Annotated in this window: 18 protein-coding genes; 8 read left to right on the forward strand and 10 right to left on the reverse strand. The window is 58.7% G+C overall.

Annotated elements, in window-relative coordinates; translation table 11 throughout:
- Positions 1 to 10 precede the first annotated feature (10 nt).
- Entirely contained in the window at positions 11 to 1117 is a 1107-nt protein-coding gene (locus GOV79_RS13270; protein ID WP_170790133.1) for a saccharopine dehydrogenase family protein, read from the reverse strand.
- 202 nt (positions 1118 to 1319) lie between these two features.
- Here GOV79_RS13270 and GOV79_RS13275 point away from each other — a divergent pair, with 202 nt between their 5' ends.
- Positions 1320 to 5105, forward strand: coding sequence for a flavoprotein (locus GOV79_RS13275; protein ID WP_170790134.1), 3786 nt, complete (start codon positions 1320 to 1322; stop codon positions 5103 to 5105).
- Here GOV79_RS13275 and GOV79_RS13280 read toward each other — a convergent pair.
- The 8 genes from GOV79_RS13280 to GOV79_RS13315 all read right to left on the reverse strand — a co-directional run bounded on the left by GOV79_RS13280 (position 5098) and on the right by GOV79_RS13315 (position 17570).
- On the reverse strand, positions 5098 to 6261 hold the full coding sequence (locus tag GOV79_RS13280; protein WP_170790135.1) for a hypothetical protein: 1164 nt from the start codon (positions 6259 to 6261) through the stop codon (positions 5098 to 5100). The two genes, GOV79_RS13275 and GOV79_RS13280, sit on opposite strands and share 8 nt — an antisense overlap.
- A gap of 12 nt (positions 6262 to 6273) precedes the next feature.
- Positions 6274 to 9540 (reverse strand): adenylate/guanylate cyclase domain-containing protein, encoded by a 3267-nt coding sequence (locus tag GOV79_RS13285; protein ID WP_170790136.1) that lies wholly within the window; start codon positions 9538 to 9540, stop codon positions 6274 to 6276.
- A 117-nt stretch (positions 9541 to 9657) separates the two neighbouring features.
- Positions 9658 to 11367, reverse strand: a complete 1710-nt coding sequence (locus tag GOV79_RS13290; protein ID WP_170790137.1) for an ABC transporter ATP-binding protein — start codon at positions 11365 to 11367, stop codon at positions 9658 to 9660.
- 4 nt (positions 11368 to 11371) lie between these two features.
- Positions 11372 to 12322 carry an ABC transporter permease gene (locus tag GOV79_RS13295; protein ID WP_170790138.1) on the reverse strand — a complete coding sequence of 317 codons (951 nt, stop codon included), beginning with the start codon at positions 12320 to 12322 and terminating at the stop codon, positions 11372 to 11374.
- Positions 12319 to 13296, reverse strand: coding sequence for an ABC transporter permease (locus tag GOV79_RS13300; protein ID WP_170790139.1), 978 nt, complete (start codon positions 13294 to 13296; stop codon positions 12319 to 12321). Before GOV79_RS13300 ends, GOV79_RS13295 begins: the two co-directional genes overlap by 4 nt.
- A 48-nt stretch (positions 13297 to 13344) precedes the next feature.
- Positions 13345 to 14292, reverse strand: a complete 948-nt coding sequence (locus GOV79_RS13305; protein WP_170790140.1) for a glutathione S-transferase family protein — start codon at positions 14290 to 14292, stop codon at positions 13345 to 13347.
- 4 nt (positions 14293 to 14296) lie between these two features.
- Positions 14297 to 15862: an ABC transporter substrate-binding protein gene (locus GOV79_RS13310; protein WP_170790141.1), complete on the reverse strand. Its 1566-nt coding sequence runs from the start codon at positions 15860 to 15862 to the stop codon at positions 14297 to 14299.
- Positions 15863 to 15989: 127 nt separating this feature from the next.
- Complete coding sequence (locus GOV79_RS13315) at positions 15990 to 17570, reverse strand: ABC transporter substrate-binding protein (RefSeq protein ID WP_170790142.1); 1581 nt, start codon at positions 17568 to 17570, stop codon at positions 15990 to 15992.
- Between the two features lie 429 nt (positions 17571 to 17999).
- Between GOV79_RS13315 and GOV79_RS13320 the strand changes: the two genes are divergently transcribed.
- From GOV79_RS13320 to GOV79_RS13350, 7 genes are all read left to right on the forward strand, one after another.
- Positions 18000 to 18884, forward strand: a complete 885-nt coding sequence (locus GOV79_RS13320; RefSeq protein WP_170790143.1) for an alpha/beta fold hydrolase — start codon at positions 18000 to 18002, stop codon at positions 18882 to 18884.
- Positions 18881 to 20368: an FAD-binding oxidoreductase gene (locus GOV79_RS13325; RefSeq protein WP_170790144.1), complete on the forward strand. Its 1488-nt coding sequence runs from the start codon at positions 18881 to 18883 to the stop codon at positions 20366 to 20368. Before GOV79_RS13320 ends, GOV79_RS13325 begins: the two co-directional genes overlap by 4 nt.
- Entirely contained in the window at positions 20365 to 20775 is a 411-nt protein-coding gene (locus tag GOV79_RS13330; protein ID WP_170790145.1) for a hypothetical protein, read from the forward strand. The genes GOV79_RS13325 and GOV79_RS13330 overlap by 4 nt, the downstream gene beginning before the upstream one ends.
- Positions 20772 to 21818: a hypothetical protein gene (locus GOV79_RS13335; RefSeq protein ID WP_170790146.1), complete on the forward strand. Its 1047-nt coding sequence runs from the start codon at positions 20772 to 20774 to the stop codon at positions 21816 to 21818. The genes GOV79_RS13330 and GOV79_RS13335 overlap by 4 nt, the downstream gene beginning before the upstream one ends.
- Positions 21808 to 22098, forward strand: coding sequence for a hypothetical protein (locus GOV79_RS13340; RefSeq protein WP_170771156.1), 291 nt, complete (start codon positions 21808 to 21810; stop codon positions 22096 to 22098). The genes GOV79_RS13335 and GOV79_RS13340 overlap by 11 nt, the downstream gene beginning before the upstream one ends.
- Positions 22099 to 22301: 203 nt before the next feature.
- Positions 22302 to 22988 (forward strand): sugar transferase, encoded by a 687-nt coding sequence (locus tag GOV79_RS13345; protein ID WP_170790147.1) that lies wholly within the window; start codon positions 22302 to 22304, stop codon positions 22986 to 22988.
- Between the two features lie 90 nt (positions 22989 to 23078).
- Entirely contained in the window at positions 23079 to 25196 is a 2118-nt protein-coding gene (locus GOV79_RS13350) for a GumC family protein (RefSeq protein WP_170790148.1), read from the forward strand.
- Positions 25197 to 25223: 27 nt separating this feature from the next.
- Here the strand turns inward: GOV79_RS13350 and GOV79_RS13355 are convergent, their stop codons facing one another.
- Positions 25224 to 25475 (reverse strand): hypothetical protein, encoded by a 252-nt coding sequence (locus GOV79_RS13355; protein ID WP_170771165.1) that lies wholly within the window; start codon positions 25473 to 25475, stop codon positions 25224 to 25226.
- Positions 25476 to 25768: the final 293 nt, after the last annotated feature.

The raw sequence follows: 25768 nt of genomic DNA on the forward strand, positions 1-25768 counted from the left end.
CTTTCATATCTTAGGCCGCCTTGTTTTGTTGGGTTGCATCGCCAGCGCGATAAAGCTGGCCAAATTCGGTGTTCAGGAAATCGGACAGGGCCACTTGTTCCTGCCGGACAAAGCCCTTGGCAGGCAGCGCACCGGTGCGCATCAGATCGACCACGCCCAATACGCCTGCGGCAGTGGTGACTTGAATGGCGCTCCAGACCTGTCCGTTGATCTTGCGGGCATAGCTTTTGTTGATCAGGGATTTCTCGCGGAAGCTTCCTTCGATCATGCCTTTGGCTGTGCAATAGACCAGCACTACGTCTTGATCCGTGCGCGGAAGGGCGGTCTCGAAAATATCCTTGAGCAGATCGCGCCGGCGTTCCAGCCCCAGATCCTTGAGCAGCAGCTTCAGGATATCGCAATGGCCGGGATACCGGATCGAGCGATAGGACACCGCGCGCGCCTTGCCCTCCAGCGTTTCGGGCAAAGTGCCCAAGCCGCCCGAGGTGTTGAAACACTCATATTCCACCCCGTCGTGGCCCAGCAGTTCGTAATCTTCCAGCGGCGCGGTCTTGATCCGCTCACCATTCACGATGGCGTCGCAAGGGTTGCAATACTCGTTGATCAACCCGTCGGTGGACCATGTGAGGTTATATTTCAACGCATTGGTCGGGAACAGAGGCAACGCCCCCACCCGCATATGCAAACTGTCCAGCGTGTCGAATTCGGCCGCCAGTGCAGCCCCAGCGATGCCGACAAAACCGGGTGCCAGACCACATTGCGGCATGAACGCGGTTTCGCTGCCGTCGGCCAGTTCGCGCACGGCATTGGTGGCCGCCACATCCTCGGTCAAGTCAAAGTAATGCGCCCCTGCCGCTTTGGCCGCCTTGGCGATCTGCGGGGTCAAAAAAAACGGCGCGGCCGAGATCACGGCATCAAACCCCGCCAAGCCCTGCGCCAATTGCGTTTCATCGCCGACGTCGATCTGCCGGGTCGAGATACCTTGCCGGTTCAGCACCGAAAGGGCCGACAAGTCGCGGTCGGCCACGGTGACCGAATAGTTGGATGACGATTTCAGCAGGGCGGCGATCATATGACCGATCTTGCCTGCTCCGATGACACAGATATTCCAGCTCATAGTGCGCCTCCTCAAGTGTTTTGGAAAAGTATGAAGGCGCGGTTGTTCGATCCGCAGAGGCAATCTTGACGAAATAGCAAATTGATCCGTCATAATGTCGGTTTTTTCGTCTTTTAGACGGACCACACGAATACCGAGTAGATATGCAACTATCCAAATACTTCCGTGATTTTCCGCCTAACCTAAGGTAAGGTGCAGGCTATTGGGCCATTTTGTCCGCGCCAATTCCGCGTCACGCGTGGCCCTGACCCTGTCGGGAAACGCATTGCGCCCAATTACCGGACCAATGCGCCTGTTCTGGTTGATCCCGACATCGGTCCTGAAATGCATTGAAGCCAACGTTCAGGGGGGAACAGGCGTGCCTAAAGATCCGATTGAGAATTTCCGTACATTCAATCCATCCGAGTCTGACTGGTCAGTGATCTATGCGATCCTGTCCGCATCGGAAGACAAACCCATCAAACCGCATTTCGAGTGCTTCGAGGTTGAAGCCGACACCATCCTGCCACCCGAAGGCATGTATGTTGTTCTGTCCGGTCTGGTCCAGTTGCAGCAGGATGAGGTGGTTTTGGCCACCGCTGACGCCGGTGACTATTTCTATGAAGAACATCTTGAAATTTTCGATATCCCCGTCAGCCTTCAGGCGCTGGCCACGGCGGGGACCAGGCTGGCCTATTTGTCCAGCAGCCAATGGCTGGAAATCCCTATTGCGATCCGTAAACACTGTTACGACACCCTGTTTGGGGATCTGGTCAGCGTGCATCTGCACAACTTTCAGCAACCCATCAACTGTTGCAGCGTGACAGCGGCAGCGCTGAGCATGTCGGCGTTGGGGTTCAGCTACGAGGTCAACGACATCTTCCGCGAATGCGCCTTGCCCACATCCTTTGTGGTCAATGACGGGATTTCGCTGGGCGAGCTCTACGACGTCGCTTGCACATTCATCAACACGCAGGACCTGCGTGAGAAGATACAGGTTCAGGCCTATTTCATGGATGAGGCCACAACCTCGGTCGAGTTGCTGTTGCAGGCGATTGATGAATCCAACCGGGTGGGCGGCGACAACGACATTCTGGTGGCCAATTTTCAGGTCGGCGTGGCCCATGGCAAGCAGAACATGCCGGGCGGGCATTTTGCGATCATCGCCAAATGCAACCCCAGCACCGGTCTTGTGCATATGATGGATGTCCACCCCGAGAAATACGGCAAGCTTTGGGTCACGACGATTGACCGACTATGGGCGGGCATGTCCGACCGCGACGGAACCTCGATGCGGTCGCGGGGGATTTTGCGGTTCTCGGCGCTCGAGGCTGTGAAGACAACGCTGCAAACGCTGCAACAGGATTGCAACTATGTGGATAGCACCGAATATCTGGCGAAAGACCCCAAGAAACGCCGCAACCTGTTCCGGCGGGCCAGCCCGAACATGAACTCGCTGGGGGTTCTGGCGGAAAGCCTCAACATCCTCGGGGATGAACAGGTGGATGAAGACAAGCTGTTGATCGCCACGCAGACCAATCTGACCGACAAACTCAACCGGGTGTCCACGGCCAAGGAAATGCACTTGCTGGCGCAGCGCTATCTGGGACAATCCCCCGATGTGCATTTGGGCAGCACTTTCCGCAGCTTTGCCGAACACCCCGGAAAGGGGAACCCAACGCCGGAAGAGTGGTTTCGCGCTCAATTGCATAGTCTGAACATCGAAAAAGACCGGCATTTGATGATCAATATCGACTTCAACCGCGTGCTGGGGTTCGAAGTGATCCGCCCCCCTGCGAATGTGTATCGCGAGACCGCGCTGCTGGAAGAATTCTGGTGCCTGTGCATCGCCTATGATGAGGCAACCGATCTGGTGACCGTGGTGGATATGAGCCCCGCGACCTCGCAAGTCTGGCAAGCGCCGCGCGGGCATCTGTTCCGCGGCCTACGTGACCTGTCAAACCCTGCGATGCTGGTGATCGAGGAACACGAGCCGCCCGAGGACCCCACTGATGTGGAACGGATCGTGCGCGAGAACCCGATCGTGCTGTTCTACGCGGATGAGGACCCGTGGTCCTATATGCTGCGCAGTATGCTGGCCAATATCGGCATCACCACCGCCCGTCTGATCGACATCGAAGGCCACGGGGCCAACGTGATGAAGATGCGGCGGCAATTGACGATGATGACCGGCAAGGAAACCGCGCCCTACCTGTTCTTTCAGGGCGAATGTCTGGGGCGGCGCAAGGATATCGTCGATGTTGTTCTGGATGGCAGTTTTCAGCAAAGCGTCAAAGATGCCGGGCTGCCGGTGTTGCTGCGCCATGAATCCCCCAGCCTCGACAAGAATATCTTCGGCTATCCCAAAGGCGGGCTGACCGATGCGCCCAGCGAAAAGCGCAATGTACTGCTGTGTGCCTGCGGGTCCTCGGCGGCGGATAAGGTGCCGGATCTGGTCAAACGGATCAAGGATGCGGGCCATAACGTCAAGCTGATCCCATCCGTCTCGGCCGAGAAATTCTTTCGCGATATCGAGGTCGAGGACGAAACAGACGGCCCCAGAACCATGCGCCCCAAAACGATCGAGGATTACATCTCGCATCATGATTACTACCGCGACGATGATGAGTGGAATTTCCGCTATACCGAGTTCGGAATGCCCCTGCGGGCCTCGCATCTGGCGCTGTGCGACTGGGCAGATTGCGTGATCGTGGCGCCGGTGACGTGCAACACGATGGGCAAGATCGCTAATGGTATTGCTGACAATCTGCTGACCTCGGTCTTTGTGGCGTGGCAGTACCGGAACAAGCCGGTGATCCTCTGCCCTGCTTGCAACACTAATATGTGGAACAATGTCACAACCCAGAACAATGTCGAAAAGCTGCGGGATCTGGGGGTCGATATCGTCGGACCGCGCCGGGGACGGCTTTCGAACGGCATGATGGGGATCGGCATGATGGCCACCCCGGATCAGATCATGGAGGTCCTGGACGAAGCCTTCGAAGAACTAGCCGATCAGGAGCACAATATCTGCAAATGGGCGCAGGAGGCCGCGGCCTCGGACGAGTTCGCCCAATGGGGGCGCGTCTTTGATGCCATCGACCGAGGCATGGCTGGGATAGACATCGTCGATGACAGCAATGGCGACACGCTGCTGCACTATGCGGCCGGTGGTGAGGGCGAGTTGCACGAGAACGGGCAAGACCTTGGCAAGCCCGACCTTGAAGCAGCGCAAGAGCTGATAGATCGCGGGATCGACGTCAACGCCACCAACGATCACGGCTTTACCAGCCTACATGTGGCGGTAATGAACAACTCGGCCAAGATGGTGAAGGTTCTACTGGGCGCGCCGGGGATCGACGCCAGTTCCTGCATCAATTTCCTGCGCGATCCCAAGAACGCAAGGGACGTGCGGAAGGTAAAGCCCGAGATTGCGGCGATGCTGGACGATTGGGCCAATGCGCACACGGTCATCGCCCCCGAAGAGGTGGACGAAGACGATCTGATCGACGACCGCGAGCGGACTTATCTGTATTTCACCTACGGGTCGCTGAAGAAAGGCTTCCCCAACCACGACGCCCATGCCGAAGTGCTGGATGATTTCGTCGGGCAGGCGGTGACGCGGCAACGGATGCCACTGATCGTTCCGCACGAACCCCATTGCGACAATCCCAATTGCGGCTATCTGCACCGGATGGCCACGCTGGTCGATCAGAAAGGCAGAGGCGAACCGATCCAGGGCGAGGTTTATCGCGTGTCATCCTCGGGGTTAAAGGATCTGGACAAGCTCGAAGGGTATCACGGTCCCGGCTCGCCCGAGAATGTCTATGTCCGCAAGCGGATCAATGTGCTGCTGGATGGGGTGAAGAAACCCGCCTATGTCTATGTGATCGCGCATCCGACCAAATATCTGGACCAATGGGCCGATGGGTCTGCCGGGGTGGTGGCGGAATACACGCTGGATATGGCGACCGGCACGCCAAAGCCGGGTTTTACGCCCCCTAGTTAAGCATCTCGATCACGGCCTCATCCTCGGGGTCCGCCTTGAGGCTGAGGTTGTAGGCCGTGATCGCCACCATGCACAGCAGAACAAAGGGCCAGAACGCGGCCTTGGGGATCAGGTTGTCCTTGTAGTGAATGAACCGCAGGGATGGCACGGCCTCGGACGCAAACAGATAGGTGTTCACCGACACGGCCAGCAGCAGGAAATACATCAGGAAAAAGAACGACTCCATGTAGATCACCGGCGAACCGGCAAAGCCTTCGCGTAGTTGCACATGGGCCAGCAGGATCACGAAGAACAGAACCGAGCAGGTACCGATCACGCTGGAGGTACTGAAATCATGCCTCTCGACCAATTCGGGGCGACGAGTCACGGTCATCACCGCGCCAAACAGCAGCATCGTCACCACGATCAGCGGGATCATATGCACGATGAACGCGTTGCCGAAATTGCGCTTGATGACAAAGTTGTAGTGTAGCTCGGGCAGATTGGTCTGAAAGTCGATATTCTTCAGGCCCATCGTGGTGCCCAGATCGGAGAGGCGATAGTCGAAATAGGTATTCTCACGCTCCCACGTGCCCATGACGATGCGCTTGTCGATGCCGAAAATATCCTTGGGCCCTGTGGTAGGATAGGCGTCGAAATCGGGGATAAGTGCCACGGCAGTGTCGAAACTGGCAGGCCAGAACCGCACCCAGACGGTTTTGTGGTCGAACGGATAGCTGGTGTAATCGAAACTCTGTCTTAGGGTCTGTTCAAAGTACCAACCGATCAGCTCTTCGTCGCCCTGATCAATGCGATACGCCTCTTCAATCGTCCCGCTGGCCGCGTCCGAGGCATCGGGCAAAACAAACCCGATTTCATCCTTGGCCGGTTTGATCGCATCATGCACACCATCCTTGTAGTGCTGCCAAACATAGCCGGTCACATGAACGTCGCTGGCACCGGTAAAGACAAAGGACTTGATGAATATCCCGGTTTTAACGCGATATTCGGGCACGGTCTCAAGGTCTTTCAGATAATCCTCGACCGAAGCCTGATCGGGCAGTTGCGTCGGATCGCCTTCGAAATGGTTCAGCGCGTTCCAAAGTACGATCAGCAGGATAGACAACAGAACGGTCAATACACCTGAGATGCGCCAGACTTTGCGTTCGATACTCATGCAACCCCTTACCTAATCGTCCAACCGCCCGACCAGCGTCTGCGTGATGCCCATGTCGCGGAACCCGGCGCGCAGGGCCTCCAGCCCTTCATGTGCGGTGAGCGGAATGCCCCACGCTCCGCATTCGGCCAGCGTTTTGGTTTGCTGAATGGACAGGTCCACCATGGGCAGCGGCTCTTTCGCGGTGAAGGCGGCCAGGGCATCAGCATAGGCCGTGGCCCGGTCCCATTCCTGCCGGGTCAACATCACCGCGCTGGCATCGGTGTAGAAATGCAAATGGCTATGGCCAACGCAGCCCTCGGCGATGATCTCGGCCCCCAGTTTCAGATGGCGATCCTGCGCATCAACATCCGGCTCGGCCATAGCCAGCGCCGAAAGCGCCTTGGGGCCCACAAAGTTCCGGCCATGTTCCAGAGCGATCTCGACCGCATGCTGGCCCGTCTTCCGGGCCTGATCCAGTTGCCCGGCATAAACCTGTGTGCGGGCCAGATGCTCTAGCGCCTGCGCCTCAAGCCGTTTGGCCCCGACCCGGTTGGCAATCTCGGCGGAAACCGAAAAGGCCTCGGACGCCTGATCCAGCTCACCCAGAAAGGTATGCGCCACGCCAAGACAGGTCTGGGCCACGCATTCCGGCACAAAGGCAAAATACTTTTGCGACACCTCAATGGCTTCTTGCGCGTCCATCTTGCCCTGCGCCACATCGCCGGAATAGCTGCGCGCAACGCTGAGGTTGTGCAGGTTCGCCGCAAGGTCCCGAACAAGGCCCTTCTCACGCGCCCGCTCTACGGCCTGCGTATAGAACCCGACCGCCGTCTGCATCGTGGCGCTCATGAAATTGGCATCGCCAAAACCGCTGAGCGCCCCAACCTCAAGTCGCACCGAATCCAGCTTACGCGCCAGTGTTAGAGCCGTTTCATTGCTGGCCAGTGCCTTATCGACCTGCCCCAGCGGGAAATAGACATTGCCGCGCACATAGTTGATCTGGGCGATGTCCCGATCCGAGCCACAGCGCTTGGCGGCGGCCTCGGCTGTCGCCAGACTTTCCAAAGCCTCGGTATACCGGCTGGCCTGACGCGCGGCCTGCGCCAACCCGATATGGGCGCGGCAGGTCTGTTCGTCGGTATCGGCCAGCGATGCGGCCTCGTGGAACTCGCGCAGGGCCTCGTCAGACAAGCCCTGCAGGCGGTGCGTCTCCCCCCGCGCGCAAAGCAGATCAAACCGCACTCCGGCCGGTGCAGGCAGTTCCAGTGCCCGTTCAATCAGCGGGCTGGCATCGTCGAACTGGAAGGCCTGGATCAGCTTGTCCGCAGCCTCAAGATAGGCTTGCGCAGCGTTATTTGCCCCGGCGCGGTCCAGATGTTGCGCGCGTAGGGTGGCGTCGCGATCCTCGAACCATTTTGCTGCCTGCCGATGCAGCCGCGCACGTTCGGATTTCACCAGCGTGGCGTAAGACCCGTCGCGGATCAGAGCATGGGCAAACATCAGATCCTGCCCCGCCTCGCGGATCAGGGCCGAGCGGATCAGGGTGGACACATCCAGATGCCCCTCACCCAGCACGAAATTCAGCACCTCGGGCGAGAACCGCTGCCCCAGGACCGAGGCCGCCTGAATTGCCGCCCGGTTCTTGCGGTCCAGTGAATCCAGCCGCGACTGAACGATGCCCTGTATGCTGCCGGGCACGGATTCGCGTTTCAGCACGTCGATATTGCGCAGAAGCTGCTCAAGAAACAGCGGGTTGCCACCGGCCCGTTCTACGCAGGCCTCCAGCAATTCAGGGTCTATTCCGGTGAATTCCTCGACCAATTGCCGCGCCTGATCATCTCCCATCGGCGCCAGTTCCAGCTTGGAGATCAAGGCACCCTCCGTGCCCATCTGCCATTCCCGGTCGATCGGGTCGCCTTCAACGCGGCTTGTCATCAATAGTACACAGGGCAAGTCACGCGTCGCCGCCGCCATATGCGCGCATGCGGTCAGGATATCTGGCGCGGCCCAGTGGATATCCTCGATCTGGATCAATAGCGGGTTGTCCCGGCTGCGCCCGGCGATCAACTCATCGATCACACTACGCCGCCCGCGCAGGCGCGTGGCGTTGTCCATCACGGCATAAACTTCCGCCAGACCGGGGTCCTGTTCCAGCTCAAGCAAGGCATTCAGATGCGCGGCATTGGAGGGCGACACCCACCCTTTCGCAACTGCCCGCTTGGCAGCGTCGGCGCTGGTGGCGGCATCGGCGCTAGGCTCTAATCCCAGAATGCTCCGCGCGACGGATTGAATGGCGGAATGCCCCTCGCGCGCGCCGAAATCCATCACGACGCCTGTATGCGTGGAATAAGACAGCCCACTGGCCAGCTCGGCCACCTGTTCCGACAAATGTGTTTTGCCGATACCGGGTTCGCCCAGAATGATATGCACCTCGCCCTTGCCGTGGCGCTTGCACCGGTCGAATGTGGCCTCGAAGATGGACATCTCGCGCTCGCGCCCGACAAAGCGGTGACGGCGCGACCGGATGTTTTGCGCCAGACGCTCCAGCCGCCACAGCTCGACCGGGTCATTCAGACCCTTGATCGCCTTCTCGCCCATCGACTCGCCCACGAACAAGGGCCCCAGCGCGCGCTGAATGTCGTGGGACACCAGCGTCTCGCCAACCCCCGCCATATCTGTCACGCGCGAGGCCAGGTTCACGCCATCTCCCGTCACCGTGTATTCCGTATGCGCTTCGCTGCCGGTCGTGCTGGCGATCACCTGCCCCGAGGCGATGCCGATATGGCAAGTCAAAGGCCGCGTCAGGCTGGGCAGGACCGCGTGAATTTCCAACGCCGCCCGCGCCGCCCGTTCGGTGTCGTTGGTGTGCGAGATCGGCGCGCCAAATACGGCCATGACCGCGTCGCCGATGTGTTTGTCGATCCGCCCGCCGTATTTCTCGACCACGTGATCGACCTTTTGAAAGAACTCGTTCAGCAGCGCGTGCATGTCTTCTGCATCCAACTCGCTGGACAGGCGCGTGAATCCGGTCAGGTCCGCGAACATGACGGTGACTTGCCGCTTGGCAGGCTCGAGCGGGGCCTGCGGCGTGTAGGCCGAGACCATTTCGGCCACGTCCAGTTCCGAAATCGCACGCAGAAGCCGTCGGCGATCACCGACTGCGGTCACTCCGATTTCGATCAAGTCTTCGCCCGTTAGATCGGGCAAAATGGCGAAATCAATTTTGTTATCCAAAAAGGCTTGCGCATAGTCAGACAATCCAAGCGCGCTCAGCCAGTCCCTAAGGTCCTGAGACATGTCGCCCCTCTGAAGCCCCCAACTCCAAAGGTGAGACTAGCACGGCAGACACGCCCGAGTCTGCAATGGTTAACGAATTTAATGTTTATTTTCGCATATTTGCACGGATTGCGAGAGTTAGGTTTCGGCGTTCAACCCTTCCGTGGACAGATCGTCCAGTTTGGGCATCAACCGCAACAGCTCGCTCGCATATTCGGTCTGTGGATTGGCGAACAGGTCGTTGGTCTCTTGCAGCTCGACCACCTTGCCCTGTTTCATCACGGCCACCCGGTCGCACATCTGGCGCACAACTGGCAAATCGTGACTGATGAACAGCAAGGTCAGACCCAGATGCTCCTGCAAATCCTTCAGGATGTTCAGGATTTGGGCCTGAATTGACACGTCCAGCGCGCTGGTCGGTTCGTCACAGATCAAAAAGCGGGGCTGCGTGGCAAGCGCGCGGGCAATGGATATCCGCTGACGCTGACCGCCCGAGAATTCATGCGGGTATTTCAGCCCGGCCTCATGACCCAGCCCAACCTGATCCAACAGCTCATCCACGCGGCGCTTGATATCGGCCCCGTCCATCAGCTTGTGATGACGGATCGGCTCTGCCACAATCTCATCCACTCGCATCCGCGGATTGAGAGAGGAATAGGGGTCCTGAAAGATCATCTGGATGTTCTTGCGATAGGCATCCAGCGCGGCCTTGTTGGTCAGATCGCTGACTGTCTGCCCTTCGAATGTGATCGTGCCGCCATCAACCGGATAGAGCCCCGCAATCATCCGCGCGACGGTGGACTTGCCCGAGCCGGACTCCCCCACGACGCCAAACACCTCACCGGCGCGGATGTCAAAGCTGACATCGTCAACAGCGGTGAAATAGGTGCGGTCCCACGGCAGAAGTCCGCGCTTTTGCAGGAACTTCTTGGTCAGGTTACGGATTTCAAACACCGGCTTGCTGGTGTCATTGTCCACCTTGGGCCAGTGGCGGGCCATGTCTTCTATCGCAAAGCGGGTCTCGCGCCCGCCATAGCTGATCTGCGGAAAGCGATGCAACTTGAGCGTCGGGCGCGGGACGGCGGCGATCAGGGATTTGGTGTATTCGTGGGTCGGCTGGCCCATGACCTGAGACGTAGGGCCGCTTTCGACCACTTTACCCGCATACATCACCGTCACTTTGTCGGTGGTGTCGGCAATCACACCCATGTCGTGGGTGATCAGGATAACGCCCACCTGACGCTCGGTCGCCAGTTCCTTGATCAGGTCCAGAATCTGCGCCTGAACGGATACATCCAGCGCCGTGGTCGGTTCATCCGCGATGATCACGTCCGGCTCGGTGCACAACGCCAAGGCGATCACCACACGCTGCCGCATCCCGCCCGAGAACTGGTGCGGGTACTGGTCCAGCCGTGTATCGGGGTCAGGGATACCTACCCGGTCAATCAGATCGCGGGCGCGTTTGTTGGCCTCACTATCTGAACCACCCAGATGCGCCTGAATGGTCTCGACCAGTTGCTCGCGCACCGTGAACAGCGGGTTGAGCGAGGTCAGCGGATCCTGAAAGATCATCGAGATCTTTTTGCCGCGCAGCCCACGCATCGCGTCGGCGTCCAGACCGCTGATCTGGTCGCCACTCAGCCGGATGGTACCGCTGGCAATACGGCCGGGGCGATCCAGCAGGCCCATGATGGCGGCGCCAATGGTGGATTTACCGGCCCCGGATTCGCCCACAAGACCGTGGATTTCGCCGGGCTCCACCGACAGGTCCACATGGTCCACGGCAGTGAACAGTTTGCGGCGGGTCGGGAATTCGACCGTCAGGTCATTGATCGTCAGAAGGCTCATGAAATCACCGCAGCTTGGGGTTCAGCGCGTCGCGCAGCCAGTCGCCCAGCAGGTTCACAGACAAGGCCAACGCCAGAAGGGTGCAGGCCGGGAAAAACAGAATCCACCACTCACCCGAGAACAGGAAGCCCTGCCCGATGCGGATCAGTGTCCCCAGAGAAGGCTGGGTCGGTGGGGCGCCCACGCCGAGGAAGCTGAGCGTCGCCTCGGCAATGATCGCCAAAGCCAGCGAGATCGTGGCGATCACAAGAACCGGGCTGAGGACATTGGGTAGGATGTGACGGAACATGATCGGAAAGGATCCGCGCCCGATCAGACGGGCGGCCTGGACGTATTCCTTGTTTTTCTCGACCAACGCCGCACCACGCACCACACGGGCGAACTGGACCCAGTCAGATAGCGCAATGGCGACGATCAGGACGTAGATCGCCATCTCATCGCGGTATTCCGGCGGGGTGACGCCTTTGGCGATACCAAAGATCAACATGGCGACCAGAATGGCCGGGAAAGTCAGCTGCACATCGGCGACCCGCATGATCAGCGTTTCAATCCAGCCGCCGAAATAAGCCGCGACCAGCCCAAGAACGATGCCGATGATCAAGGCCAACAGCACGGCAGATGCGCCCACGAACAGGGAAACGCGCATCCCGTACAGGATGGTCGAGAATACGTCGCGCCCCTGATCGTCGGTGCCCAGCAGGAAGGTCTCCTGCGTGAAGGCGTTGGGTGTCCCGGGCGGCGTGAACCCGTTCATCAGGTTCAGCGAGGCCGGATCGAAAGGGTTATAGGGTGCAATCAGCGGTGCAAAGATCGCGGACAGCACCAGAACAACCACAACCAGCGTTGCAATGATGGCCACGGGCGAATGCCGGAATGACCACGCGAAATCGCTGTCCCAGAACTTGGCGAACCGCGACTTTTCCGGCGCTTTGGGGGTATCGAGAATATCGGTCATGTGGCCCTCGCGTCGACACGCAGGCGCGGGTCAATGGCATAGTAAAGAAGATCGACAATCAGGTTGATCGTCACGAACATGACCGAAATCAGCATCAGATAAGCGGCCATGACGGGGATATCGACAAACTGGATCGCGTTGATGAACAGCAGGCCAACGCCCGGCCACTGGAACACCGTCTCGGTGATGATGGCGAAAGCAATGATCGAGCCCAATTGCAAACCGGTGATGGTGATCACCGGTACCAGCGTGTTCTTCAGCGCGTGGCGGAAGTTGATCACCCGGTCCGACAACCCGCGGGCACGGGCAAAACGAACGTAATCGGCGCGCAACACTTCCAGCATCTCGGACCGGACCAGCCGCATGATCAGGGTCATCTGATACAGGCCCAGCGTGATCGCCGGAAGGATCAACGCCTTTAGTCCCGACGACGTCAAAAAGCCCGTAGACCAGTTGCCAATCATAACGGTTTCGCCCCTCCCGAAGCTGGGAAGAAGGTCAAGCTCGACCGAGAAGATATAGATCAGCAATATCCCGATCAGGAAGGTGGGCAGGGACACCCCGATCAGACTGGCGGTCATGATCACATTCGCCGCAACCCCTTGTCGTCGGATCGCGGTAAAGACGCCCAGCGCAATACCCGCCGCAATCGCCAGAAAGCCCGACACAAAAGCCAGTTCAAGCGTCGCGGGCGCGCGCTCGGCGATGATGGTCGAGACTGGGCGGCCCTGACGGTACGAGACACCGAAATTGCCTCGAACGGCCCCTTGAAGGAACTTGAAATACTGAACCGGGAAGGGCTTGTCCAACCCAAGCTCGGTGCGCAGGCGGTCGATATCAGCCTGCGTGCGTTCCTGCCCCAGCATGTTGTCGATCGGATCGCCGACAAATCGGAACATGGAAAATGCGACCAGACCCACGACCAGCAACACGATCACGGATTGGAACATCCTTCGGACGATATATGCGAACATTTAGTTTCCCCGTTGATCTGCTTCTCTACGCATGCCTCGCCCGAATGGTCAAGATGTCGCAGAGGCCAAGCTGGCCCGATCCTGCGGCTCAGCCCAGTTTATCTGCGGTCCCAACGGCACGATCCCCAGCGGGTTTCGCAGCTCGGAGGGTGAAAAATACCCGGCCTTGTAGATCTCAGGCTTCAGTGTCCGGGCAATCTCCGGTCGAGAATACAGATCCCGCGCATAGCCCCACAGATGCGGATAGTCGACCAAACGCCGCAAATTACAGCGGAAGGCATAGTGATAGGCCACATCGAACCGCGCCAGGGTCGGGAACAGGCGCAGGTCGGCCTCGGTCAGATCATCGCCGCACAGGTATCGGTTGGTGGCCAGATGCGCCTCGATCTCGTCCAGCATGGTGAAGACATCGTGAAACCCGGCCTCATACGCCTCTTGCGTGCGGGCGAACCCGGCGCGATAGACGCCATTGTTCAGGCGCGGATAGATTTTGTCGTTCCAGGCATCGATCTGATCCAATTTGTCTGGCGGGGCCAGATTGAGGCCATAGCCTTCTAACGTGCCCAGCATACGCACGAGATCGGCGGATTCATTCGACACCGCGCGGTTTTCGGCGCGATCCCACAACAAAGGCACGGTGATGCGCCCGGTATAAGCAGGATCAACCTTTGCATAGGCTTGATGCAACGCGGTGACACCGAACAGAGGATCGGCATAGTCACCATCGGTGTCGTACACCCAACCGTCCGGCGTGCGGCGCGGGCGGGCGTAGGCGACGGTTATCAACTCCTCCAATCCCTTAACGGCGCGCGTCAGCAGGACCCGATGCGCCCAAGGGCAATTCCACGCGGCATACAGGTGGAACCGCCCTGGCTCATAAGGCCCGTTTGGCAGAGCGTTGCGGATGGTCGACGCTTGACGACGGTATGCGCCGTCAAGCGATGTGTCGGGGGCGGGGTCGTCCACGTGGTAGACCCCGGCAATCATGACGCCCATGCGGTCAGTTCACCGTGACCCAACGCAGGATGAAGAAGTTATCCGGGCGTTGTGTCAGGTCGATATTGCTGCCGGTCCCCCAAACCAGAGGCTGAACATACATCGGCACATAGACATGATCGTCCTGATAGATGGCCGTCACCTCATCCAGCATGGCCTGACGCTTCGTCGCGTCCAGCTCGGATTGGATCATCGGCAACAGTTCATCCACCCGTTCGTTCGAGTAGCCGCCGAAATTCCAGCTGCCCAGCTTTTTCTCCTCGTTCGGCGTGGCTACCAGAAAGCGAACGGGATGTTCGGCGTCGAATGTGCCGGGGCTCCAGCCCAGCATATACATGTCGTAGTTATCCTCGCGCAGTTCTGGCCAGTAGTTGCGGACGGGCATGGCATCCAGTTCCGCCGTGATCCCAATCTGCGCGAGCATGGTGACGACGGCCTGACAGACCGGTTCGTCATTCAGATAGCGGTCATTGGGGCACTTCAGCCCGAAAGAGAACCCATCGCCATAGCCTGCCTCGGCCAGCAGCGCTTTGGCGCCTTCGACATCAAAGGCGGGGCGGTCTGCATTGGCTGCAGAATAGCCGCTCATGGCCGGGCTGACCAGTTGCGAAGCGGCTTCGGCGTTGCCACGCATGATCGTGGCCAGAATAGCGTCCACATTGATCGCCTGCGCAACTGCCTGACGGACCCGCACATCACGGAACGGGTTCGGTTTACCCGCGTCATCGGTGTATTTCAGCGTCTCGGCTTCATGATCGAAACCCAGCATGATCACGCGCGCCTCGATCCCCTGAATGACGTCCACGTCGGCGTTTTCCTTCAGGCGTGCAACGTCTTGGATCGGGACAGGATTGATCATGTCCACATCACCCGATAGCAGCGCTGCAACAGCAGTCGCTGGGTTCTGGATCGGGTTGAACTCGGCGCGAGTAATGTTGTGTTCAACCTCACCCCACCAACCGCCATGTGGCTCTAACACGGTCTTTAGCCCCGGTTCGCGGGCCGTCACCTTGAATGCACCGGTGCCATTGGCATTGATCGTGGCGTAGTTGCCGGTTTCCTTGTCAGGCACCACGGCGTCATTCGCCTCGGTCCAGCCTTGATCCATGATCATCCAGTTGGCGATCGAGGACGGGAACAGCGGGTTCGGCGCCGAGGTCATGATATCGACCGTATAGTCATCGACTATGATCACCTCACTGACCGGCGCAAACCAGCTGCGCGTATCCGCCGCCTCGCCTGAGGCCCGCTGATAGCTGAACAGCACGTCTTGCGCTTCGAAGGTGCTGCCGTCGTGAAAGGTCACGTCCTCACGCAGCTTGAATCGCCAGCCTTCACCCTCTCCGATCGGCTCCCAGCTTACGGCCAGCGCAGGTTCGACCGTCATGTCTTTGCCGCGGCGCACCAGCCCTTCGTAGACATTGTTGAGAAAACCCAGAACCGGGGCCGAGTTGACGGCGTGCGGGTCCATGGTCTGCGGATCGGTGGTCGAGGCCCATTTGAACTCGGCCGCCTGAACACTGGTCGCAGCCAGCAGGGCCAGGCCAATGGCACTGTTTCTAAGGATCATTTTTATCTCTCCCTGTTCTCTGCGCCTGAGTTTTCTTGGTTTTTCGCTTGCACGCAAGGAAATCTCAGGGCGAAACAAAAAACAGGGCGCGAAATCCGCGCCCTGCCTTGTTCGCAATCGAACCTATTTAGTTCATCGTGAAGTATTTGACCTTCGGCTGGTCTTCCGCATCCACTTCGATGCCCACGCCATCAGCCATACCCCAGTTCAGAACCTGGTGGTGGATTGGGATGTACAGCGCTTCGTCCTGCACCACGCGCCAGATGTCGGCGATGTCAGCGTTCCGCGCATCAAGATCGGTGTTCGAGGCCAGCGACTTGATCTTCGCATCCAGCGCATCGTCCTGATAGCCGGTGCCGTTCCACGTGCCGATATCGTCTTCGCGACCGTGGACCAGGAAGTTGAAGATGTATTCCGAGTCATATGTCGGCACACCCCAACCCAGCATGTAGAAGTCGGTCTTGCTGTCGGTGATCAGCGGGAAATGCTGTGCCTTGGGCTTGGCGTCCAGATTCACAGTCACGCCGATCTGACCCAGCATACCGACAGCCGCCTGACAGATCGCCTCATCGTTGATGTAGCGGTCATTCGGGCAGTCCAGCCGCAGCGAGAAACCGTCGCCATAGCCTGCCTCGGCCATCAGGGCCTTGGCTTTTTCCAGGTCGGTCGAGGATTCGCCGTCCATATCAGCAGTCCAACCGTTGACAAAGGGCGGTGCGATCATGCCCGCAGGCTGCGACTGGCCGCGCATCACGACCTGCTTGATCGCATCGCGGTTGATCGCCATCGACATGGCCTGACGCACACGCACATCGGCGAGGGGGTTCTTGCCGTCCACGTTATCCGCTTCGATGTCATCTGCGCCCTGGTTCATCCCAAAGAAGATCACACGGTTCTGCGGCGCCTGCTTGACCATCAGGCCATCGGCACCGTTGACGCGCTCAATATCCTGCACTGGCATATCCTGAAGGAAGTTCACTTCACCCGACAGCATCGCAGCCACGCGGGTCGCAGCGTTCTGGATCGGCGTGTAGACGATCTCGGTCACTTCCATCGGGAACTGGTCGATGCCCCAATAGTCGTCGTTGCGCACCATCACCGTTTTCACGTCAGGCTCGCGGCTTTGCAGCTTATATGGCCCCGTGCCGTTGGCGTTGGTGGTGGCATAGGTGATCTCGCCGCCCTCAAAATCCTGAACGTTGACGGTGTTGTTCGCCTCGGCCCAGCCTTTGTCCAGAATGAACAGGTTGGTCAGGTTCGACGGCAGGATCGGGTTCGGACCATCGGTGACGATCTCGACGGTGTAATCGTCAACCGCGCGCACTTCGGTGATCGAGCCGATCAGCTCTTTCATGTCCGAGTTCGGCTGCTTGGCGCGCTCAAAGCTGAACACCACGTCTTCTGCGTTGAAATCCGCGCCATCGTGGAACTTCACACCTTCGCGCAGCTTGAAGACCCAAACGTTCGGATCATCGGCCTTTGGTCCCCACTCGGTCGCCAGCGCGGGTTCAAACGCGCCGGTCACGTCGCGGATGATCAGCGGCTCGTACATCTGGTGGCGAATGGTGTGCGACGGACCTTCGTTTTGCGAATGCGGGTCCAACGTCAGCGCGTCACCCGCGCGCGCCCAGCGCAGAGTTTCAGCCGATGCACCTGCCGCCATCATTGCGGTCGCACTGGCGGCAATCATCAGGTTTCTTAGGATCATTATAATCTCCCCGTTTATTGTTAGCGCCGCCATCCCAGACGGCAGGCCGTTGTCGCGGCCTTGGTGGTCCTGATCATCCAGATCATTTTCACAGTTGCAACACTAGATTGTGAGCCAGCTGAAATGTTTATCTCGACTCTTGGTTTTCCCATTGATTAGAGACTGTTTTGTATAGAAATTAGTTGACCGCTTGGTCAAGTTTAGAGCGCTGAATGCAGTGTCATCACCCGGATTCTGCTGTGCGTCCGAATTGCAGCACCCTTGCCCGGTAAGGATTTCCGGCGGTTGCATTTCCGTCTAGCGCGCACAACTATCCGGGCAATGAAGGTATTTTTCAGGTTCATTTTTTCAGCTCTGTTGCTTGTCACTGTTGTGCTGACCGGGTTTTGGGTGGCAGCCAGCAACCGTGAGACTGTTCCGGTGGGCCACTTGCCTGATGACACAGGCCGGATGATCGAAACCTCTGAGGGTGCGATCTTTGCTTTGGACGTCGGCGACCCTTCGGCGCCGCCGGTTCTGTTTGCACATGGAACAGCGGCGTGGTCGGGTTTGTGGCGACCCACGCTTTCCCACATGTCCGACGCCGGGTTTCGCGCGATCGCCTTTGACATGCCGCCTTTCGGCTGGTCGGAACCAGCACAGGATGAGGACTACAGTCGGACGCGTCAGGCCGAACGCATTATCGCCCTTCTCGAAGAGCTGGACAGCCCTCCGATCGCCGTCGCGCACTCCATCGGCGCAGGGCCCGTGGCCGAGGCTGTTATGCTGCGCCCCGATTTGGTGTCTGGGTTGGTAATAGTTTGTGGGGCGATTGCGCTTGAGGCGCATGAATCTCCAACTTCTGAGCCCATTTACCTGCGAAATGGGCTGCTGCGACAGGGTATAGCCGCCACAACGGTCTCTAATCCACTGCTAACGCGCCATTTCCTTCGCGCGTTTTTGCATGTGAAACAGGCTGCAACGCCTGAAATCGTCTCGATATTGCGCAATCCAATGGCCCGCGAAGGATATACCAAGGCCGTTGCGGACTGGTTGCCGCACCTGCTTGTGCCGCCGCAGAACGCGCGCAGCACACGGGCAGAAAGCTGGCGTACGCTCGACCTGCCGGTCGCATTGATCTGGGGCGCGGAAGATACCGTGACCCCGGTCGCGCAAGCCCACGCCTTGCACGCGCTGCTATCCGAAGCACCGCTGATCGTCTTGCCCGATGTAGGTCACATCCCGCAAATCGAGGACCCAGAGCAGTTTCAAACCGCATTAATTGACGTGCTGAAGGCCATGCCCGGGCCGACGCTATCAAAGGAAGACGTATGACGATTTTCACCAGACGCGCCGCACTTTTCGCCGCCGGTGGAGTGGCGGGCTGGGGATTGTCTCGTTGGTTGGGACCAGACCTGCCCGTTTATGACGGCACCCGCTACACGCCTGCCGTGTCGGATGCCACGATCCTGAATGACGCCAGCGGATTGTCACCGACGCCGGTACACAAGCATCTGGTGATGACCGAGAATGCTGATGAAGCCCTGATCACGGCCATCCGTCAGGAACTGGCGCAGGCACAGGCCGAGGGCCGCCCGGTGAATGTCGGCGCCGCGCGCCATTCGATGGGGGCGCAAGCCATCCCGCGCGATGGCACAGCGATCACCTTTGACAACGGCTCGGTCGAGATTGACAGCGCAGCGCAGACATACCGCGCCCATGCCGGGGCACGCTGGTCTCAGGTCATTGCGGCGTTGGACCCTGCAGGATGGTCGCCCAAGGTGATGCAATCGAACCACGACTTCGGCGTCGCCGCGACCTATTCCGTCAACGCCCATGGCTGGCCGGTTCCGTTCGGACCGATGGGCGCAACCGTGCGATCCCTGCGCATGATCCTACCGGACGGAGAGCTTGTGACATGCTCGCCCACGGAAAACGCCGACCTGTTCAATCTGGGCATGGGAGGCTATGGGCTGATCGGCATCATCGTCGATCTAGAAGTCGAAATGGTCTCTAATACACGGCTATCACCTACTTTCAAAGTGATGGAAGCCAGCGCCTTTGCCAACGCTTTCCGCCAGGCCGTGGCTGACCCGGCTGTGTCGATGGCCTATGGCAGGCTCAATGTCGAAAGGGCGTCCTTCTTTGAAAAAGCCTTGCTGATCACCTACCGCGAGACCGAGGATCAATCGGACCTGCCGCCGGCATCCGGCTCGGGATGGATGTCGCATGCCGCCAGTCGTCTCTACCGCGCGCAGCTAGGCAACGAGGCGTTCAAGTCCTTTCGCTGGTGGAACGAAACCACGCTAGGCCCAGCCTTGGGCGGGGGTGAGGCAACGCGGAATTCCCTGATCAACGAACCGGTTGTCACGCTGGACGACCGCAACCCGGACCGCACCGATATCCTGCACGAATATTTCGTGGGCTTCGAGTCCTTTGACGATTTCCTGGCCGCCTGCCGCGAGGTGATCCCGGCCTCGTATCAGGAGTTTCTGAACGTGACCCTGCGCTATGTGGCGCAAGACGATCAGGCGGTTCTGTCCTTCGCCTCGGAACCACGCATCGCTGCGGTTATGTCCTTCAGTCAGGAGATGACCGACCGCGCCGAGGCCGACATGGCCCGTATGACGCAAGAGCTGATCGACCGGATCACCGCGATCGGCGGGGCTTATTACCTGCCCTACCGCCCGCACGCGCGGTTGGATCAACTGACCGCCGCCTATCCGCGCGCGCGCGAGTTTGTGCAGGCCAAACGCGCGTTAGATCCGCAACTGGTGCTAAGAAACAACCTTTGGGACAGCTATTTGGGGCAGCTATGACCAATCTTCAAAAACTCTGTATGGGGTATTTCGTGGCACTGATGATTGCCGCGTCGCTGAATTACATACCCGGCCTGGCGGATGAAAACGGTCTGGCTTTCGGTATCTTTGCGCTGGATATCTATGATGACGCGCTGCATGTGGCATCGGCCTTCTGGGCGCTGATTGCCGGGCTCTGGTCCCATCGCGCGGCGCGCACCTTTCTGATCCTGTTCGGGCTGGCCTATCTGGGCGACGGAGTTTTCGGGTTCTTCACTGGCTATGGCTATCTGGATCTGGGGATCTTCACGAACAATTCAGCCGGGATGGACCTGTCCCTCGGGCGCGTGCTGGCAAACCTGCCGCATCTGGCGCTGGGAGGGGTGGCCGCCTGGGCCGGTCTGCGTGACGCACGGAGGACGACATGAGATTTCTGCTGAGGTGGCTGCGCAGGCTGGTTCTGCTGTTGGTGCTGGTCGGGATCGGCTTGGCCGCCCCGATCATCTATGTCGAAACAAGTTGCAAGGGCACTGCGCAGGCGCAACCCTATGACGCCCTGCTACCGGCCGAGCATCACCGCCCCGAAACCCGCAGCCTGATGACCTATCCTGAATGGCACATCGTCCACGCCTATGAGGATTATGCCGAGGTTCTGAGCCAAGGCGATCCACATGACTACGGCTTCTGGCAAGGGATCACGGGGTTCTGGAGCTCGCTCTGCGCACTGACCGAAACAGCCGCTGCCCATGGCGAGATTGACGGTGAGACCAAGCAGACGATCTATGTGATCGGGGCCAGTTTCACGGCGGAACTGGCGTTGAAGGCACTGTATGAAGAGACAGTCGGCCGCCTGTTTACCGCCCTGCGCGGCCCGGAACGGGCTCCGCTGGATGAACTGTCGGCGCAGCAGGCATCAGATTACGCTGAATTCCTGCAACAGGTGCCATGGTACAAGTGGCGCTTTGACGACGATGCCCAAAGCTTGATTGACCAGTCCAGCGGCTCGATCCGCGACACTGAACGCGCAATAGCTCTGGGTCTGGAATACACCGCCAAGGGTGGCTATGCCGGGGTGATTGAACAGGCCGTTGAGCAGGTCGGTCAGGATGAGCTGACCCTTCGCATGATCGTCACCTCAGAGGGCGAGTTGCCCGCCTATCCCGACATGCAAGTCATCGCCCAGCGCCCTGAAGGGATTGAGATCGAGACGCCACGCTACCGCGCCCTGACAAATCTGCTGGTGCAGATGGCCGGTGACGGTGTGAACGTGGTCGAGATCGCAGGCAATGACGACATCCTGTTTACCGCAATTTCGGATCAGCCCACGCGGGCAGACGCGATCTACAGCGCGCCTCGCCAAGGGTTCGGCGACCACCGACATCTGATCGTCGTCAAAGTGTCCGATCTGGCCGAACGTCTGCGCCAACTTCCGGGGTCAGGCCTGGCACTGGAACATATCCATGACTATTAGGGCGGTTCTGATTGCCCTGCCGCTGATGTTTCTGGGGTGGCTGTCCACGCTTGTTGTTGTGGCTTTGCTGACAGACGACGCCCCGGCCTATGTGGTTGTCCTGCCCAAAACGCAGATGCTTGAGGCGCTGCCCGGCGACGTCTCGGTCCTTGCGGCCTCGCCCTTCAGCCTGACCGTCGCGTCAGAAAGCGAGGGATTTGTAAAATCCCTATATAATATGGGCGCTCGCCTGGTGCTCCCTGCGGGCCTGCCGGGCTGTCTGCCACTGCCCAAGGCCTGACATCTCGGTCTCGTGCCTTCCTCCATGCTAAAAACCCACGTTTGATCAGGCTGCTTTGCGTATACGCCTGCGCCATCGAGTTTTCTGCAAGTTGGTCAACAAAAATTTGCTGCACTCAGCTCTTATCAACCTTTCATTAACTAATTTTCGTTTTCTACACCCTTAAGTTGTAGTTCAACATTTGGGAACCGGGATTTTTTTGAATGCTGGATTTTGGCGCAGCAACAATTGCCGAGGATGCCGCGGCCCCCTCATCCGTCCCGCCTGATACACCATCGGGGATTTATTCCGGGTTGGGCAAACGCGCTTTTGATATCTGCCTTGCGCTGCTACTGCTGCCAGTTGTAGCGCCGGTCGTTCTGGTCCTTTGGGCCTTGATGCGCTGCGAGGGCGGTCCAGGTTTCTTTGGGCAAAAACGCGTTGGCAAGAACGGAACGTTGTTCAAATGCTGGAAGATCCGAACCATGTGCGTCGATGCCGAGGCACAGCTACGTGCTTATCTTCAGGCCAACCCGCAGGCTGCGATTGAATGGGAAAGAGACCGCAAACTCACCCATGATCCACGCATCAACCGGCTGGGTCATCTTCTACGCCGGACCAGTCTGGATGAGTTGCCGCAAATCTGGAACGTCCTGAAAGGCGAGATGAGCTTTGTCGGCCCACGCCCCGTCGTCACCGTCGAGTTGGTGAAATACGGCGCCGCCGCTTCGGCCTATGTGGCGCAGAAACCGGGCATTACAGGGCTGTGGCAAGTTTCGGGGCGCAATGATGTCAGCTATGACGCACGGATCGCGATGGACGTGGCCTATCTGGCTCAGCGCAGTTTTCGAAAAGATATCAGCATCCTTTTCCGAACAGTCTCTGCCGTGGTCATGCGAACGGGACGATAAACGCACTGTCAGGGTTTATTCTACCCTTGCGTGTCTGTATGGTTTCTAAAACGCGCATAGAATGCATTTCGAGCAGACGACCAAACTCTGATGAAGCAATTCACTGTTCCAAACCCGCCCCTGACCGCTCCGCGGCCCACGGGCGCTGACCCATTTGATGGCGAGATCGTTGACCTGAGCGCCCTTTTCGCAACCCTTTGGTTCGGGAAATGGGAGATCGCCGCCGCCACAGCGCTGACTGTGATGGCAACGCTCGCCTACCTGATCTTCGCGGCGGTACCGATGTACCGGTCCAGCGCCGTTGTGATGCTTGAGACGCAACAGCAGAGCATTGTCGACCTCCAGTCTGTTGTCGGCGGTTTGTCCGGCGAGTCGACCGAGGTGAATTCCGAGCTTGAGGTTCTTAGATCCCGTGGACTGATTGGCAAGGTCGTCGACAGGCTGGACCTGACCTCCGATCCGGAATTCAACGCTGCGCTGCTGCCTAAAACGCTGAGGGACAAAATCAAGGATGGTTTAGGCCTGTCAACGCAGCCCGCGCCTTTGCCGGATGAAATCAGCGCCCAAATCACCCGCGATAGCGTGATCACCGCGCTGTTGCAGAAAACTTCGATCCGAAACCTGCCCCAAAGCCTTGTGTTCCGCGTGACGGTCGAGACTGAATCGGCCCGCAAATCAGCCCTGATTGCGGATACGATCGTTGACCTTTATGTGCGCGACCAGATCGAAGTAAAATTCGCAGCGACTGAGCAGGCCACCGCCTGGCTAACCGACCGAGTGGCTGAGTTGCAGCAGGAATTGGAAGCGTCAGAGACCAAGTTGAGTGCCTTTGACACGTCAACCGCTTTGGTATCTGCGGAGGCGTTGCAGCTTCAGGAAGTCCAGCTCAAGGATTTGCGTGACCGGGGCGAAACCGCTGCGGCTGCGCAAATCGCAGCGCAAGCAAGGTTTGATCGCCTGACCGCCGCGACCACCCGCGCGGAACAGGCGCAGGAGGCGGGTGATCCGCAACTGGACCGGTTGTTTGCGCAATTGGCGGGTGGCCAAACGACTGAGTTCGACACAGCCTTCGAACGTCTTTTGGCCCGCACCGCGCTTGAGGCCCGGCGCGCCGCGCAACAGGCGCAGGCTTTGACCCAATCTGCGCAAGACCTGTCCGAACAGATCACTCAGCAGAATGCGGACCTCATCGCATTACAGCAACTCACCCGAGAGGCCGAGGCTGTTCGTCTGCTGTACGAGTATCTCCTGACCCGTCTTAAGGAGACCTCGGCGCAGGAGGGGATACAGAAGGCTGACAGTCGCCAAATCTCGCGCGCCGTTATTCCGACGGACCCGTCGCGCCCGAGAAAACCGCTGATGCTGGTTTTGGCCGCAATCCTTGGTCTGATCCTGGGTACCGCCATTGTCTTTGTACTGGAGGCGCGGAGAAAAGGGTATCGTTCAGCGCCCGAGGTTGAGCGCAAGACCGGCTACAGCGTTCTGGGTCAAATCCCGACCTTTCCAGCCCGCGACCGGCGCAAGGTTTTGGACTATCTCGCCGCCAAGCCCGCCTCCGCAACGGCTGAGGCGGTGCGCAATCTGCGAACCTCTCTGATGTTGTCCAACGTGGATCGCCCGCCGCAGGTTATTGTCATGACGTCATCGCTGCCTGGCGAAGGCAAAACCACCAACACCATGGCATTGGCGCAGAACTTTGTCGGGATTGGTAAAAAAGTCCTATTGGTCGAGGGAGATATCCGCCGCCTGACCATGACCGACCAATTGCGCGATGTGCCGAATACCGGGATCGTTTCGGTTCTGGCCGGAGATGTTGCTGCCACGGATGCAATCTTTCAAGACCCGCTGATCGGGTGCGATATCCTGGCAGGTCAGAAAACAGCGACCAATGCGGCGGATCTGTTCGCCTCGGATCGCTTCCGACAGTTTCTGGAGGATACGCGCAAGTTTTATGATGTCATCCTGATCGACACGCCGCCCACGCTACTGGTGTCAGATGCCCGACTGATCGCGCGCAATGCCGACGCCGTTTTGCTGACTATTAAGTGGAATGCCACAGCCGAACAGGATGTGACCGAGGCCATTCGGCTGTTCCACATGGACAATCAACGCCTAACGGGGATCGTCATGGGGCAGATCAATATGCGCAGCGCCAAGCAATATGGCTATGCCTATGGCCGCTACGGCGCATCCTACTATAGCAACTAGGCGCGCCATTTTTGGCGGGGTCAAGGATCAGTTGGTGCTGACCGTGCTGGTCGTTGTGGTCGACGACCCACCCCCGGCAGCCGCCAAACCCACAGCGGCGGCAGCAGCACCCAGCGCAGGGGCGACCAGAGGGACAAAGCCCGTTACACCCGCCTCTTCAGCGGCTTCGGCGGCTGTGACTGTATCCTCGACGTCTTCCGTGGCGTCGGTGTTTTCTGCCTGTTGAGCAACTACACCTGTGGTTGATAGAAAAAGAACCAATGCTGAAGTTCTGAACATCCGAAAGCTCCTGAAGCGAAACCTGTGCCGCCTATACCACACCTGAGAAATTACACTGTCTTTATAGCGTCAATGGTGAACGATGTATTAAAAAAATCAACATTTATTTCAATAAATTGAATGACTTTCAGCGGTAAATGAAATACGCCCCAGAATTTTCGACCCAATTACCGACCTTTCATCCCAAAGGAAATTCAGCTACCGGGAATTCAAAACTGTTTTTCTCCTATAGGGTGAGTATTACTTGGTGCTGACTACAATCCACATTCCTGTGTCGGGATCGCTCGGAAAGT

This window comes from Ruegeria lacuscaerulensis (genome assembly GCF_013034745.1).
Classification (GTDB): domain Bacteria; phylum Pseudomonadota; class Alphaproteobacteria; order Rhodobacterales; family Rhodobacteraceae; genus Ruegeria; species Ruegeria lacuscaerulensis_B.

What these genes read in the sequence shown, in the direction of transcription:
- GOV79_RS13330 (WP_170790145.1), top strand. Translation starts at nt 20,365, where the DNA reads ATGACCAATCTTCAAAAACTCTGTATGGGGTATTTCGTGGCACTGATG.
- GOV79_RS13300 (WP_170790139.1), bottom strand. Translation starts at nt 13,296, where the DNA reads ATGTTCGCATATATCGTCCGAAGGATGTTCCAATCCGTGATCGTGTTG.
- GOV79_RS13270 (WP_170790133.1), bottom strand. Translation starts at nt 1,117, where the DNA reads ATGAGCTGGAATATCTGTGTCATCGGAGCAGGCAAGATCGGTCATATG.
- GOV79_RS13285 (WP_170790136.1), bottom strand. Translation starts at nt 9,540, where the DNA reads ATGTCTCAGGACCTTAGGGACTGGCTGAGCGCGCTTGGATTGTCTGAC.
- GOV79_RS13295 (WP_170790138.1), bottom strand. Translation starts at nt 12,322, where the DNA reads ATGACCGATATTCTCGATACCCCCAAAGCGCCGGAAAAGTCGCGGTTC.
- GOV79_RS13280 (WP_170790135.1), bottom strand. Translation starts at nt 6,261, where the DNA reads ATGAGTATCGAACGCAAAGTCTGGCGCATCTCAGGTGTATTGACCGTT.
- GOV79_RS13335 (WP_170790146.1), top strand. Translation starts at nt 20,772, where the DNA reads ATGAGATTTCTGCTGAGGTGGCTGCGCAGGCTGGTTCTGCTGTTGGTG.
- GOV79_RS13290 (WP_170790137.1), bottom strand. Translation starts at nt 11,367, where the DNA reads ATGAGCCTTCTGACGATCAATGACCTGACGGTCGAATTCCCGACCCGC.
- GOV79_RS13340 (WP_170771156.1), top strand. Translation starts at nt 21,808, where the DNA reads ATGACTATTAGGGCGGTTCTGATTGCCCTGCCGCTGATGTTTCTGGGG.
- GOV79_RS13350 (WP_170790148.1), top strand. Translation starts at nt 23,079, where the DNA reads ATGAAGCAATTCACTGTTCCAAACCCGCCCCTGACCGCTCCGCGGCCC.
- GOV79_RS13345 (WP_170790147.1), top strand. Translation starts at nt 22,302, where the DNA reads ATGCTGGATTTTGGCGCAGCAACAATTGCCGAGGATGCCGCGGCCCCC.
- GOV79_RS13305 (WP_170790140.1), bottom strand. Translation starts at nt 14,292, where the DNA reads ATGGGCGTCATGATTGCCGGGGTCTACCACGTGGACGACCCCGCCCCC.
- GOV79_RS13355 (WP_170771165.1), bottom strand. Translation starts at nt 25,475, where the DNA reads ATGTTCAGAACTTCAGCATTGGTTCTTTTTCTATCAACCACAGGTGTA.
- GOV79_RS13310 (WP_170790141.1), bottom strand. Translation starts at nt 15,862, where the DNA reads ATGATCCTTAGAAACAGTGCCATTGGCCTGGCCCTGCTGGCTGCGACC.
- GOV79_RS13325 (WP_170790144.1), top strand. Translation starts at nt 18,881, where the DNA reads ATGACGATTTTCACCAGACGCGCCGCACTTTTCGCCGCCGGTGGAGTG.
- GOV79_RS13315 (WP_170790142.1), bottom strand. Translation starts at nt 17,570, where the DNA reads ATGATCCTAAGAAACCTGATGATTGCCGCCAGTGCGACCGCAATGATG.